Here is a 12,707-nt window from a genome sequence, read left to right as displayed (position 1 = left end):
CCGGCCCTTTGCCGGCAGCCTGCAGGGGCGGTGCCCGCGGTGGGGCGGGCCATACGCGGGCGGACGTTCTCAGGAATCCTCTTGAAGGATGTGCGCACATGAACTCCCGGCATGGCAGTGATCGATGAGAGCAGCGTGCAGCGGTTGTCGGATTTGCCTGGCCCATTGCTCCGCAGGCGGCATGTCACGCGAGAAATCCGCGAGCGATCTATCGTGAAGGTATGAGCGTGTTCATCAAGCTGGTGGAGAACCGGCCCCCCAAGGAATACGCGGAGCTGGTGGCTGCAGATATCTCCTACGACGACATCACCGAGGACGAGTCGCCCGCGACGTACGAGTACGACCTGCTTCCGGGCGGCGCATTGCGGATCCTCAAGGTGACCAAAGGCGAAGCCGCTGTCGTCGATTCGATCTACGCTCCGGGACTCTGGTTCCGCGTCCGTGGGCAGTGGCACGGTAACGCGGAGTAGTGCGGAACATTGCCGGTGGCCGGGGCCTCCGGCTGCCGAGCCCGGTCGCCGGTGCTTCAGGTCCGAGCGCAATGTGCGCCCCACTTCGCGTCAGCCTGCGGAACTCGTCGGCTTCTGTCACGATCCGTTGGAATTCGGCCCTCGCCAGCAGATCACTCGCTGTGTGGCTGCGCGGCGGGCCGGTAGCCGCGGCCATCAGCCAGGCGGCGATGGCCGGATCCGTCTGCGGCGGAATCACCAGCAGGTCCCAGCGGCCGACGGTGTAGGAGAGCAGCAACAGCTTGTGGGGGTCTTGCTCGGCCTTGAACCAGCCGACGCTCACCACGTGTCCCTCAACGGGCACCTTCCGTGGGATGACCGGCCACAGGGTCGGGTTCACCGTGACATGCGTGATGCGCCCCCAAAGGGGATCCGGTACCGCTGTCAACGCAGGAAGTTCCGCCGCCAGGTCGCGGGAGCGGGGCCACCAGGCACCGTCCAGAAGAGCACCAGGGGTGTCCGCTGAGGCGAGCGCGAGGCGCAGCGGCAGCAAAAAGGTCCGCTCCTCCACCACCGACGGCGTATACAGAATGGTCGCGGTCATGACGCTGACCTGTCCCCGGGCCGGTGCACACCGGCCCGGTGTTGTGAATCGCCGAGAACGACAGGAGCTCAGAGGCTCTTATGCGAAATGCCCTCGGTAATTTCCGGGTGCTCCCGAATACGGCCCCGTCGGACGGTTTCGGGGTGACGGATATCAGGGCGTTTTGGCGTTGCCCCGCGGCTCATCGACATATGGTCTGCCGCTGGCCGCCGCTACAGGAATGCGGGCGTTGCGGAAAGCGTTGCGAATCAGGACATCGGGTTTCGGTCGCGGGTGTAGTAAAACTTGTTCGGCGGACTCGGCGGGAAGGAGTCCGAAGGTCGTCTCCGCCACGAGGGGCGTTGGACGGGTCGATCAGCCGCTGGACTTCGCTGTGGCGTTCGCATTCAACAGGCGTCACCGTGTGACGCCGGCTTGTGACACGATCGGGGACTTTCCCGACCGGAGCCTGGGGCCGGGGGTGGTGGCGATGTTGTCGGTGGGGCGGCGGATCATGTGCCATCCGAAGCCGCCGGTGCTGCCGTTGAGTCAGGGGTGCGTTCGCGCGGGGGCGCCGGGTTGAGGTCGCTGAAGGCGACGTTCGCCGCATCGGCGGTTGCGCCGAGTTCGAGGGTATGGTGGCCGCCTCCGTGGCGCAGGACGTTGGTGAGCGGGTGACGCCGCGGGAGCGTGCTCACGCCCCGCTTGGGTCGGTTGTGCCGCCGGGCTCAGCTTGTGCCGCCGGGCCGGCCTTCAATCCTGATGGCAAACTTCCGGGTGCGCATGAAGCAGAAGGCCACTCACTGGATGTTGAGAAAATCTGTCACGTCGAGAGTAGACATGGGTGTGTGCGGGGGTTAGTGTTTCCTCGTACCCAAGAAGTCGAAGAGGGCACGGCAGAGATGAACTGCCGTGCGAGCAGGTCAGGCAGGATGCGGAACGGCAGTGGAGTGGCGGGGCCGGAAACGGTGGGTTCCTTCACTGGCTGCCGGGCCGAGCGGCCCCAGGGGCCGCATGCAGTACCCGCGATACCCAGCAGTACAACGAGCAACCGAACAAGGTAAGGAGCAGACGCCATCAGGATCGCCCGGGCGAGGAAGAACACCGCTCGGGTACCGCAGGCCCCGGATTGGAAGGTGGTCCCCGGTCACGCATCCGCGATCCCCGCACCTCCGCCCTCCCAGGCGGACCAGCGGAACAAGAGAGCCGGCGCAGTCAGCCGGTAGATGGTGTTGAAAGCTCGGGGCCCGGGTGCCAGTACGGCACTCGGGCCCCTCGACGCATCCCCGAAAGAAGAGGTCTATGCCCCCTCGCAGTTCCCGCCCCGCCGACAAGTTCGACGACGACGATTACCCCGCCTACACCATGGGCCGGGCCGCCGAGATGCTCGGTGCCACCCCCGCCTTCCTCCGCGCCCTTGGTGAGCACCGCCTGATCACCCCGCTGCGCTCCGAAGGCGGCCACCGCCGCTACTCCCGCTACCAGCTGCGCATCGCCGCCCGCGCCCGCGAACTCGTCGACTCCGGCACCCCCATCGAAGCCGCCTGCCGCATCGTCATTCTCGAAGACCAGCTCGAAGAAGCCCAGCGCATCAACGAAGAACTGCGCACCCGCGGCGCTACGTCGTAACGGCGTTTCGAGACCGATCCGCCCGAGCTGAGTTCCGCTGCGGCCGCGACCTGACCCGCGACGGCAGACGTTGTCCCGGCGGCCGGGCCAGCACCGTGAACCAGGCCCGTCCACCGCACCGAGGTTCAGGAGAGCCTTGCGTCGCCTGGCCAACTCGCCACGCCCTCACGCATGGCCGCCCGCCGGCAGTCCTGGGGACCGGGCAGGCTCCGGTGCTGCCGCCCAGGTGGCGTGGTGCGAGGCGAAGGGTGTTTTCGACGGGGTGAATGAGAGCCACCCCGATCGGGTGACTTCTGGTTGTGGCCGTGATGGCTCGGGAGTGTCCGCGGCATCAGCGGGAGTGGGGCCGGATGGGCTGATGTTCCCGGGTCTCCTCGGGCCGCGTCCCTGCCGGGCACGGCGCGTGAGGACCCGGCTCCGTGTGGCCGCGGTCGAGCGCGTGGCAGCCGACCGGGCTGCGGGGCTGTGCCTGTCGGCTCCGTCAGCGATGGTGCGGGTGTCGGTTCACTCCATGGTGGCGAAGTGGTCGGCGGCGCCACCGTGCCACTCGATCATGAAGAGTGTGGCGTCGTCGCTGGTGCGCCCGCCTCGTTCCCTCTTCAGCGTGTGGGAGAGCCGGCGCAGGTCCGCCCGCAGCCCCTCTGACGGCTCTTCCCCCAGGCGGTTGACGCAGCCGATGAGGCGTTCCTCGCCGAACGGCTCCCCGCCGGCGACATGCTCCTCGATGATGCCGTCGGTGTAGCACAGCACCCGGTCGCCCTGCTGAAGCGTGTGCTCTCTGACCTGGGGCGCCTCACCTCCGAAGCCGACGGGCAGCGTCGTCGCGCTCTCCAGCTGCCGCAGGACCCGGCCCCCGCGGATCAGCAGCGGCGCGGGGTGGCCCGCGTTGACCAGCTCCATCTCCCCGGTGGAGATGTTCATGTGCATCAGCTGCGCCGTGACGAAGTGGTCGGGCCCGAACTGCTGGGAGATGGCATCGTCCATGAACGCGTACTTCTCGGCCAGGCTGACGAACACGCGCCGGGCATGGCGGTAGGCGCCGATGACGACGGTCGCCATCGCGGCGGCGTCCAGGCCGTGGCCCATCGCGTCGATGACGGCCGTGTGCAGGATGTTGTCGTTGAGGGCGTAGTCGAAGCTGTCACCGGCGACGCGGTAGGCGGGCTCTAAGATGCCGGCCACCTCGACCTGCGGCACGGACATCGTCAGCGGCGGCAGCAGGCCCCACTGGATCTCCGCAGACACGCTCATCGGCTCCCGACGCCGGACCAGGAAGAACTGGTCGGTGTAGGCGTTCTTGGTGACCAGCAGGTCGGCAACCAGGCCGGCGAGCCGGCCCAGCAAGCGCCGGTCATCGTCGTCGACGGCGTCCAGCGTCAGGGCCATGACGCCCACTTGGTCGCTTCCGTCCAGCAGGGGCAGATACATCCGGACGCTGCCGCCGGCCTGTGGTACCTCGACGGCAGCCGCGCGCAGGAAGGCCCGGCCGGCGGGGGAGCCGGTCACCGGCTCGGGCTGGCCCACGTGCAGTTTCCTGCCGGGCAGCGGCACCAGCAGCTCCTGCGCGTAGTCCTGGAGCAGGATGGAGACGTCACGGCCGCCGATCCCGGCCACCTCTTCCGCGATCAGGGGGGCGATCTGCTGCGGCGGCAACAGCCGCGCCCTGTCCAGCAGCAGGCCGAGCAGCCGCTCGCCAAAACCCTCCGACCGGTCCACCACGCCCTTGTCCGGCTGCCGTTCACCTTCCGCCATAGCCATGTCCTTCCATCCCGCTGGCCTCATTTCGCATGACACAGGGGCGATTCACCGGGCGGTGTGGTGTTCGGCTTCTGTGGCCTGGAGCCGGTAGGACTCGGTGCCGGTCTGGCTGAAGGTGCAGCGGAAGGTGATCCGGTCAGCGATGGCCGCGCAGAGCCGCGGCTCGTTGAAGATCTGGAACAGCAGCTTGGCGCCCTTCGTGTCCAGGTCGAGATAGCCGAGAGGGGGCTTCCGCACCGGTGGCGCCGGATGGTGGAGGGTCTTGACGACCGTCTTGCACGAGACTCTGTACCGCTGGGCCGGCGTCCGCTGCGACACCATCGGATCCAGTCGGCGGTCCCGGCGGATCCGCTCGAAGATCCACTCACGCGATCGGTACACGAAAAGGTCTCCTGACACGACGACCTTGACCAACGCGCACAGCATGAACGGCCAAACGGCCCAAGACCTCCAATGCGCCGAAAGCGGCATGTCGCACACGATCAGATCGGGTGGTCCCCATTCTCGTTGCCCAGAGGGCGGTCCCCGATCTCACCGCCCGAGTGGCCCCCCACGCCCTGTCGAAAACACGTAGGAGGTGGTCTCCGCGCGACGCAGACTGCATCAGCTCCGTGACGACGACGAGCTGTGCGCTGCGTCCAGTTTCCTTTGTGGGGACAGTTCCAGCGTGTTGCCTCAGCCTGCCTTGTGGAGCCTGGCAGCGGCCTCGACGCGGTGTGTCGTCGACCGAGGAGGATCCCGCAGTGGCCGCGCGCCATGCTCAAGCCCGCGCAATGAGACGCAGACGAAATGGGCAAGGCTTGTGGTCCGACTGGGTGCATACCGCTGTGCATCGGTCAGTCGGGGGTGGCTGGGGGCGTGGCGGAGTTCGTGAGGGTGTCGAGTTGGGCGGCGAGGTCGGGGTGGGTGGTGGTCAGGTGGGGGCGGGTGGCGTTCAGAGGGTGAACGAGGGCGGCGGGGTCGTCGTGACCGAGGGCCGCGTGGAGTTGGCTGAGCGGGAGACGGGCCGCTGTGGGGAGGTCGGTGAGGGCGGTGATCTGGCCGGCGATGCGGCGCAGGTCGGCGGCGTTGCGGCGGGCCCAGGTGACGGCGGTGCGTTCGGCGGCGCGGCGTTCGCGGGTGGCCTGGACGCGCTGTTCGCCGGTGGTTCCGGCGGGGCCGGGCCGGTTGCGCAGGTAGCGGCGTTCGGCGGCCTGGCGGCTGGCGACGCCGAGGGGGTGGGCGAGGTCGGCCCAGCTGGCGCCTGCGTGGCGGGCCGTTTCGATCAGACCGGTTTCCCATCCGGCGAGTTGCTCGCGGACCTGCCGCAGCAGGAGGAGGGAGGCCAGGGCCTGCTCCGGGCCGGGGTCGGTGTGGGGGGCATCGGGGGCCTTGTGCTGGGCGGCGCGCAGGGCATCGTCCGCGGCTTCCAGGGCCGCCGCGGCGGCGAGAAACGAAGCCGGGCTCCGGGCGTCGGCGCCGGAAGAGGCCGGCTGGTCAGCTGCTGTCATGGGCACCACCCTCGGGCTGTCATCCTGTGGACGACGCCATGTTTGTCATCCATTGGATGACATGTTACAACGGTTTCAGTGAGGCGCATTGGCAGTAACTGCCCGAACCTGCTGGAGGTGTTTCGCGATGTTGATGCGCACTGACCCTTTCCGTGAGCTCGACCGGCTGGCTCAGCAGCTGATGGGCCAGGGAACCTGGTCGCGGCCTGCCGCGATGGCGATGGATGCCTACCGTGAGGGCGACGAGTACGTCGTGGCCTTCGACCTCCCCGGCGTCAGCTCGGACGCGATCGATATCGATGTCGAGCGGAACATGCTGACCGTCAAGGCCGAGCGGCGGCCCGTGGCGAAGGCCGCCGACGTGCAGATGGAGCTGTCGGAGCGGCCGCTGGGCGTTTTCTCCCGCCAGATCGTGCTGGCCGACACGCTGGACACCGAGCACATCAAGGCCGACTACGACGCCGGGGTGCTCACCCTGCGCATCCCGATCGCCGAACGGGCCAAGCCCCGCAAGATCGCCGTCGGCGGGGAGTCCTCCCGCAAGGAGATCTCCGGCTGAGCCGGAGACCCGGGCCGATCAGCGGCGGAGGACGGGCATCTGATCTCCCCTTCGCCCGTCCTCCGCACCCACTGGATTACAGAAGGGGGGCGGCCGACGTGCCCCTGCGATGGGAAGCGTTCCTCGACCGTGTCAAGGAACGCGGCGAGTACGACAGCCGGCAGGAAGCAGACCGCGCGGCCCGCGTGGTGCTCGCACTGCTGGGCGCGCACCTGGTCGGTGAGGTGCGCGCCCAGCTGGCGGCGCGCCTACCGGAAGGCTTCGCCCTGATCCTCCTCAACCCGCTGCAAAGCGCCGAACCGCTGTCACCGGAGCGGTTCGTGCGGGCGACGGCGGCCTGGATCGAGGGAGCCACCGAACAGACCGCGGCCTGGGACGTCAGCGCCGTCCTCAGCATGGTCGCCGACGCGGCCGGCGAGGACCTGCTCAGCCAGGTCCTGCTCCAGCTCCCCGCGGGCTACGACCTCCTCTTCGGCCACCCCCAGCCCACCTGACCACCCACACGGCCGGTGCCCCACACCGGCACCACAAGACCTCATCGACAGAAAGGCGAACACCGCAGTGATGTCCGACCGGCGTGCACCGCTCCAGCACCCGCCCGTGATGACGTACCCGCAGCTGCTGGAGAAGGTCCGCTACGAAGGCGCCTATCCCACCCGGGAACGGGCCGAGGAAGCCGTCCGCCTGGTCCTCGCAGGACTCGGACGCCAGCTGACGGGCGACGAACGCGTCGAACTGGCCGCACGCCTGCCCCTCGAAGCCGCACGCATCCTCACCGCACAGATCCCCGACACCCAGCCCCTCACCGGCTGGGCCTTCGTCAAGGACCTCGCCACCCGCAGCGGTGCCACCCCGGCCACCACCCGCTGGGACACCGGCTCCGTCCTCGCCGCCGTCGCGGCCCTGGCCGGCCCCGGCCTCCTCACCCGCATCCTGCGCCAACTCCCCTCCGGCTACGCGCTGCTGTTCGGCCGCGCCGAACTCACCCGAGCCGCATAGCCGGCCCGTGTCCTCCCGGCGCCGAAGCGCGTTGATGACCGGCCTTGGTGGGGACGGGCGGTTCATTCGGCTCCTACCAGCCGCACCGGCCGAAGGCCGGTGGCGGGGCTGACCGTTCCCATGGGAGGAGGCGCTGGAACTGCTCATACCCTGTGTGTCTGCACCAGCGTGATCAGCGCCGCCGCCGTTGTGATGGCTGCGACGATCGAACTGCCGCAGCTGTGTGGGCCGCTCTGCTCGTGGAGCGCGATCATCGGCTCCTCGTCGCCGTCCGAGTGGTTTCGCACCAGAGCGATGATGTGGTCGGCGGCCAGGGCGGCGGCGGTGGCGTAGGCGGTGACGGACCCGCTCCGTTCCGCGACGTCGCCCGGCATCGGCCCGAGCCCGTGAAACTCGTGGGGAATTCGGCATCCGCTTCCCGCGTACGAAAGACCTGCGGAGCCCGTTCCCGGCCGAGCTGAGTGCGTTGCTCGGACTTGACCGCGGCCCGGGCGGCTAGCTCGGGTACGGCAAGGAGGCCGATCTCGCCGCGGTGGATCCTGACCTTCGCGGGGGCGCTTCAGGGTGTCGTTGCACCGGCTGGAATCGTCGCCTTGGGGCGGGCCACCTTCGACGAGTCCTTCGGCCGTTCGGTCCGCTGCTTCTTTGCAGCGACAGCGCGGCACGGGTCGGAGCAGTACTTCTGACTGCGTGGCCGTCAGTGCTCCATCGCCGTGCCGCAGATCGCGCAGGGGTGATCCGACGGTTCTGCAGCGTCGGCATCATCAGGTGTTAAGTGTTGGTCCACCAGCAGTCCTCGGGGGCGAGTTGGCGGCCGGGCCTGCGAACGTGCAGGCGTGGGCCGCCGCGTGAGACGCGCACCACACCTTCCCCGCGATCGGATGCCGGGGGAGCCCGACCAAGATCGTCTCCCGGATTTCTCCCAAACAATCTCCAGGAACGAATCAGGGGCCTGATCCGATTTCTCGGATCAGGCCCCTGACCTGGTGTTCCTTCAGTCGGGGTGGCGGGATTTGAACCCACGACCTCTTCGTCCCGAACGAAGCGCGCTGCCAAGCTGCGCTACACCCCGAAGCAACGAGCTCTACTTTAGCGGACTGATCCCCGTAGGTGAAATCCGGTTTCGGTCGGTGGTGGAAACCGGGCTGACCTGCGGTTTTGTCGGGGCGGGTCGGAGGGGGCGAGGGGTGAGGGAGGGGAGGAGCGAGGGGTGAAAGGGGGTGAAGTGACCGAGGTCACGCTGAAATGGCGCGGTCCCCGGCTCCTGGAGGGGAGTCGGGGACCGGGGCCGGGCGGACGGCGGGGCGTCAGCCGCGCGGCGTCAGCGTCAGCAGGGTGGCCTCCGGGGGGCAGGCGAAGCGGACCGGGGTGTAGCGGTTGGTGCCGCAGCCGGCGGAGACGTGGAGGTAGGAGGTGTGGCCGTCGGCGGTGTGGGTGGAGAGGCCCTTGACGCGCTGGGTGTCGATGTCGCAGTTGGTGACGAGGGCGCCGTAGAAGGGGACGCACAGCTGGCCGCCGTGGGTGTGACCGGCGAGGATCAGCGGATAGCGGTCGGCGGTGAAGGCGTCCAGGGAGCGCAGGTACGGGGCGTGGACGACGGCCAGCGAGAGGTCGGCGTCGGACTCCGGGCCGCCGGCGACCTCGGCGTAGCGGTCGCGCTTGATGTGCGGGTCGTCGAGGCCGGTCAGCGCGATCTCGGCGCCTTCCAGCTTCAGACGGCCGCGGGTGTTGGAGAGGTTGACCCAGCCCGCCGCGTCGAAGGCGTCGCGGAGGTCCTCCCACGGGTTGTGGACGGCGCCGACGACGGGGGCGTTGCCGTTCAGACCGTGCCGGCCCTGGACCTTCTCGACGAGATAGCGGGCGGGGTTGCGCAGCCGGGGGCCGTAGTAGTCGTTGGAGCCGAAGACGTAGGCGCCGGGGAACTCCATCAGGGGGCCCAGGGCGTCCAGGGTCTCCGGGACGCCGTCGGGGTCGGAGAGGTTGTCGCCGGTGTTGACGACGAAGTCGGGGCGGAGCCCTGCGAGCGACTGGAGCCAGCGCTGTTTCTTGCGCTGCCCGCCGACCATGTGGATGTCGGAGACCTGCAGGACGCGCAACGGCCGCATGCCGTGGGGCAGTACGGGCACGGTGACGCGTCGCAGGCGGAAGGAGCGGACTTCGAAGCCGGCGGCGTAGGCCAGGCCGGCCGCGCCGACCGCGGCAAGGGACAGGGGAACTCCGTATCGCGCGCGCATGGGTCCATCGTCGCAGAGAGGACGGGGGACGGGGAGACGTGATCTTGGCGGGGGCGGTGGGACGGGTGGGTCGTGCGGAGGCGGGCGGGTGTCGTGGGGCGCGCGGCGGGAAAAGGCGCGGCGGTTGTCGGTGGGGCGGGGCATACTCGACGGCATGACCACGCTCAAGGACAAGCTCAGGGACGACCTCACCGCCGCGATCAAGGCGCGCGACGAGCTGCGTTCCTCCACCCTCCGTCTGACGCTGACCGCGATCAACAAGGAGGAGGTGGCGGGCAGCCAGGCGCGCGAGCTGTCCGACGGCGAGGTCGAGAAGGTCATCGCACGGGAGGCCAAGAAGCGCCGCGAGGCCGCGGAGGCGTTCGACAAGGGCGGCCGGGCCGAGCAGGCCGAGCGCGAGCGGGCCGAGGGCGAGGTGCTCGCCGGGTACCTGCCCAAGCCGCTGACGGACGAGGAGCTGGAGTCGCTGGTCGCCGCGGCCGTGGCGGAGGCCGCCGGGGCCGGGGCCGAGGGGCCGCGGGCCATGGGCGCCGTGATGAAGATCGTCAACCCGCAGGTGGCGGGTCGGGCCGACGGCGGCCGGATCGCCGCGATGGTGAAGAAGCTGCTGGCCGGCTGAGGCCGGAGGCGACGGCCGGCCCGCGCGGCCGGTCGTCGTGGCATGGAGAAGGGGCGCCCTCGTCGTGGGGGCGCCCCTTCCTCGTGTTCGCCGTGCCGGTCAGGCCGCGCTCACCAACCGCCGTTCCCGCCGCCGAGGATGTCCGGGAAGCCGGGGATGTGCCAGCCGCCGCCGGGCTTGTTGTCGCCACCGCCGGGCTGGGGCTTCGGCTTCTGCTGGGGCTTGTCCTTGCCCTTGTCGCCGTCGTCGCCGTTGCCCTTGGGGTCGTCGAGCGGGACGGTCGGCAGGGCCGGGGCCGGGCGGCCGTCCAGCGCACCGGCCATCATGTCGCGCCAGATGGGGCCGGGGGTGTCGGCGCCGTAGACCTTGTCGTGCGCGACACCGCCGATGGTGATGTCGTACATCTGGCGCTGGTGCCGCGGGTCGCCGACCCAGACCGCGCCGGCCGCGTTCGGGGTGTACCCGACGAACCAGGCGGCGTAGCGGCTGTCCGTGGTGCCGGTCTTGCCCGCGCTGTCGCGGCCCTTGAGGCCGGCCTGCTTGCCGGTGCCGTCCTCGACGACGCCCTTGAGGAGGGCGTTGACGGTGTCCGCGGTCTTCTTGGACATCGCGCTGTGGCAGCTGGTCCTGGGGACGTTCAGCGCCTTGCCCTGCGCGTCGGTGATCGACTCGATGGCGACGGGGGAGCAGTAGGTGCCCTCGTTGGCGAACGTGGCGTAGGCCGTGGCCATCGTCAGCGGGGACATCTCCTGGATGCCGAGAGCCATGGACGGCACCTGCTTCAGCGGTTTGCCGTCGGCCGGTTGGATGCCCATCTTCTTGGCCATGGTGACCGCGGGGCAGACGCCCATGTCGCTGATCAGCTGCACGTAGTAGGTGTTGACCGACTTCGCGGTCGCCTCCTTCATGGCGTACGGGCCGACCTCCTTGGGGTCCTCGTTCTGGACGGTGTCGGTGCCGTTCCACTCGCCGGTGCAGGTCTGGACCGGCCGCGGGTAGGCCATCTTGAACGGCGAGGAGTACTGCTGGTACGGGCTGATGCCCTGCTCCAGCGCGGCCGCCGCGATGATCGGCTTGAAGGTCGAACCGGGCTGGTAGCCGGCCCCGCCGCCCATCTTGCGGTTGACCGAGAGGTTGATCTGGGTCTGGTTGGTGCCGAAGCCGTACGGCCGGGACTGGCCCATGCCGAGGATCTTGCCGGTGCCCGGCTGGACGACGGCGCCGGCCGCGGCGACCGGGTCGTCCTCGTAGACGTGCTTGCTCAGCGACGCCTGGATCGCCTTCTGGGACTGCCGGTCCAGGGTGGTGCGGATGGTCAGACCGCCCTGCATCCAGCGCTGCGAACGGATCTCACGGGTCGCGCCGAACGTCTTGTCGTTCAGCAGCACCTCGCGGACGTAGTCGCAGAAGAAGCCGGCGCCGTCGGTGGCGGTGATGCAACCGTTCTGCGGGCGGCTGATCTTGAGCTTGATCGGCAGGGCGGCGGCCGCGTCGGCCTCGGCCCGGGTGATGTTCTTCAGGTCGGCCATCCGCCGCAGGACGGTGTTGCGCCGCGCGGTCGCCGCCTGCGGGTGGTTGACCGGGTCGTACCGCGTCGGGGACTGGACGATGCCGGCGAGCAGCGCCGACTCCTCCAGGGTCAGGTCCTTGGCGTGCTTGCTGAAGTAGCGCTGGGCGGCGGACTCGACGCCGTACGCCTGCTCGCCGAAGAAGGTGATGTTGAGGTAGTTCTGGAGGATCTTGCGCTTGCCGAGCTTGTCCTCCAACTTGATCGCGTACTTCAGCTCCTTGACCTTGCGGCCGAGCGTCTGCTGGGTGGCCTGCGCGACCTTGTCCGGGTCGTCGCCGGCCTCCTCGATGAAGACGTTCTTCACGTACTGCTGGGTCAGGGTGGACGCGCCCTGGGAGACGCCGCCGGACTGGGCGTTCTTGTTGACCGCGCGCAGGATGCCCTTCACGTCGATCGCGCCGTGCGAGTAGAAGCGGGCGTCCTCGATGGCGACGATCGCCTGCTGGACGTACCGCGACATGTCCTTGAGGGGGACGACGGTGCGGTCGCGGGAGTAGACCGAGGCGATCTCGCCGCCGTCGGAGTCGAGGATGGTGGTGCGCTGACTGAGCGGCGGGGTCCGGAGGTTGGCCGGGATGTCGTCGAATCCCTCGACGGACGTCTTGGCCGCGAGGCCGAGCGCACCGGCCGCCGGGAGCGCGATCCCGGCGAGGACCGCTCCGGCGAGGACGCTGACACCGAGGAACTTGGCGGCCTGCTGGGTCCTGGACCGACCCCCGCCCGCGCGCTTCTTAGCCATGAGGGCACCCTACGTTCTCATTCGCCGGACAGGGGCGCACCTGTTCGTTTAGCCTGTTCCCACCTGCAGCAGCGGAAC

Annotated in this window: 13 protein-coding genes and 1 tRNA gene; 6 read left to right on the top strand and 8 right to left on the bottom strand. The window is 69.3% G+C overall.

Going from position 1 to position 12,707, the window contains the following annotated elements; genetic code table 11:
- The first annotated feature begins 221 nt into the window (after positions 1–221).
- Positions 222–470, top strand: a complete 249-nt coding sequence (locus SNOUR_RS18860) for a hypothetical protein (RefSeq protein ID WP_067348648.1) — start codon at positions 222–224, stop codon at positions 468–470.
- On the opposite strand, the gene SNOUR_RS48395 is transcribed toward SNOUR_RS18860, so the two are convergent.
- The gene (locus tag SNOUR_RS48395) at positions 373–1,053 is read right to left on the bottom strand and encodes a DUF5994 family protein (protein WP_376738525.1); all 681 of its coding nucleotides are present in this window, start codon (positions 1,051–1,053) and stop codon (positions 373–375) included. The genes SNOUR_RS18860 and SNOUR_RS48395 overlap by 98 nt on opposite strands.
- 1,281 nt (positions 1,054–2,334) lie before the next feature.
- On the opposite strand from SNOUR_RS48395, the gene SNOUR_RS18855 reads away from it, so the two are divergent.
- Entirely contained in the window at positions 2,335–2,661 is a 327-nt protein-coding gene (locus SNOUR_RS18855; RefSeq protein WP_067348646.1) for a MerR family transcriptional regulator, read from the top strand.
- A gap of 504 nt (positions 2,662–3,165) precedes the next feature.
- Here the strand turns inward: SNOUR_RS18855 and SNOUR_RS18850 are convergent.
- The 3 genes from SNOUR_RS18850 to SNOUR_RS18840 form a co-directional block, all read right to left on the bottom strand.
- Positions 3,166–4,413 carry a PP2C family protein-serine/threonine phosphatase gene (locus SNOUR_RS18850; protein WP_067348643.1) on the bottom strand — a complete coding sequence of 416 codons (1,248 nt, stop codon included), beginning with the start codon at positions 4,411–4,413 and terminating at the stop codon, positions 3,166–3,168.
- Between the two features lie 51 nt (positions 4,414–4,464).
- On the bottom strand, positions 4,465–4,800 hold the full coding sequence (locus tag SNOUR_RS49270) for an ATP-binding protein (RefSeq protein ID WP_067348639.1): 336 nt from the start codon (positions 4,798–4,800) through the stop codon (positions 4,465–4,467).
- 455 nt (positions 4,801–5,255) lie between these two features.
- A complete protein-coding gene (locus SNOUR_RS18840; protein WP_067348636.1) occupies positions 5,256–5,909 on the bottom strand; it encodes a type III effector protein in 654 nt (217 codons plus the stop codon).
- A 127-nt stretch (positions 5,910–6,036) separates the two neighbouring features.
- Here SNOUR_RS18840 and SNOUR_RS18835 point away from each other — a divergent pair, with 127 nt between their 5' ends.
- The 3 genes from SNOUR_RS18835 to SNOUR_RS18825 all read left to right on the top strand — a co-directional run bounded on the left by SNOUR_RS18835 (position 6,037) and on the right by SNOUR_RS18825 (position 7,467).
- Positions 6,037–6,468, top strand: a complete 432-nt coding sequence (locus SNOUR_RS18835; RefSeq protein ID WP_067348633.1) for an Hsp20/alpha crystallin family protein — start codon at positions 6,037–6,039, stop codon at positions 6,466–6,468.
- Between the two features lie 98 nt (positions 6,469–6,566).
- A complete protein-coding gene (locus tag SNOUR_RS18830) occupies positions 6,567–6,962 on the top strand; it encodes a DUF2267 domain-containing protein (protein WP_067348630.1) in 396 nt (131 codons plus the stop codon).
- 70 nt (positions 6,963–7,032) lie between these two features.
- Entirely contained in the window at positions 7,033–7,467 is a 435-nt protein-coding gene (locus SNOUR_RS18825; protein WP_174717880.1) for a DUF2267 domain-containing protein, read from the top strand.
- 143 nt (positions 7,468–7,610) lie between these two features.
- Here SNOUR_RS18825 and SNOUR_RS18820 read toward each other — a convergent pair whose 3' ends face one another.
- The 3 genes from SNOUR_RS18820 to SNOUR_RS18805 form a co-directional block, all read right to left on the bottom strand.
- A complete protein-coding gene (locus tag SNOUR_RS18820; protein WP_067348625.1) occupies positions 7,611–7,841 on the bottom strand; it encodes a hypothetical protein in 231 nt (76 codons plus the stop codon).
- 624 nt (positions 7,842–8,465) lie between these two features.
- Positions 8,466–8,539 (bottom strand) — tRNA-Pro (locus SNOUR_RS18810).
- A gap of 235 nt (positions 8,540–8,774) precedes the next feature.
- On the bottom strand, positions 8,775–9,701 hold the full coding sequence (locus tag SNOUR_RS18805) for a metallophosphoesterase (protein WP_067348621.1): 927 nt from the start codon (positions 9,699–9,701) through the stop codon (positions 8,775–8,777).
- Positions 9,702–9,855: 154 nt separating this feature from the next.
- On the opposite strand from SNOUR_RS18805, the gene SNOUR_RS18800 reads away from it, so the two are divergent.
- Positions 9,856–10,320: a GatB/YqeY domain-containing protein gene (locus SNOUR_RS18800; protein WP_039641149.1), complete on the top strand. Its 465-nt coding sequence runs from the start codon at positions 9,856–9,858 to the stop codon at positions 10,318–10,320.
- A 110-nt stretch (positions 10,321–10,430) separates the two neighbouring features.
- Here SNOUR_RS18800 and SNOUR_RS18795 read toward each other — a convergent pair whose 3' ends face one another.
- Entirely contained in the window at positions 10,431–12,629 is a 2,199-nt protein-coding gene (locus SNOUR_RS18795) for a transglycosylase domain-containing protein (RefSeq protein ID WP_067348618.1), read from the bottom strand.
- Positions 12,630–12,707 lie beyond the last annotated feature (78 nt).

Source organism: Streptomyces noursei ATCC 11455, assembly GCF_001704275.1.
In the GTDB taxonomy this organism is placed as follows: Bacteria; Actinomycetota; Actinomycetes; order Streptomycetales; family Streptomycetaceae; genus Streptomyces; species Streptomyces noursei.
This window is presented reverse-complemented; position numbering and strand designations above follow the sequence as displayed.